Source organism: Gardnerella sp. C0684A1, from assembly GCF_055326835.1.
In genome coordinates this window covers 1-248 of sequence record NZ_JBLTSX010000069.1, presented here as the reverse complement: position 1 = coordinate 248, position 248 = coordinate 1, and the positions used below count along the sequence as shown (strand labels likewise).

Sequence of the window (248 nt, the reverse complement as noted above, 5' to 3'; positions counted from 1 at the left end):
GCGATCTGCTGGGGCGAGCCCTGCTGCAGGTGCAGGCTGACATCCGGGTGGTGGGCGCGGAAGTCGCGCACCGCGGGCGGCAGCGCATAGCGGGCCTGGCTGTGCGTGGCAGCGATGCGCAGCCGGCCGCTGCCGGCACTGGCGAAATCGTCCGCCGCGCGCTTGAGGTTTTCGGCCTCCAGCAACAGGCGCTCGATCACCGGCAGCACCTGCTCGCCCGGTTCGGTCAGGCCGGTCAGGCGCTTGCC

1 protein-coding gene is annotated in these 248 nt (G+C 72.6%); it reads right to left on the bottom strand.

All coding sequences use genetic code 11. The annotated features are described in order from the left end of the window. Positions 1 to 248 (bottom strand): LysR substrate-binding domain-containing protein (locus ACNEUN_RS06380; RefSeq protein WP_463631613.1); only part of this gene is annotated, 248 nt, incomplete at both ends.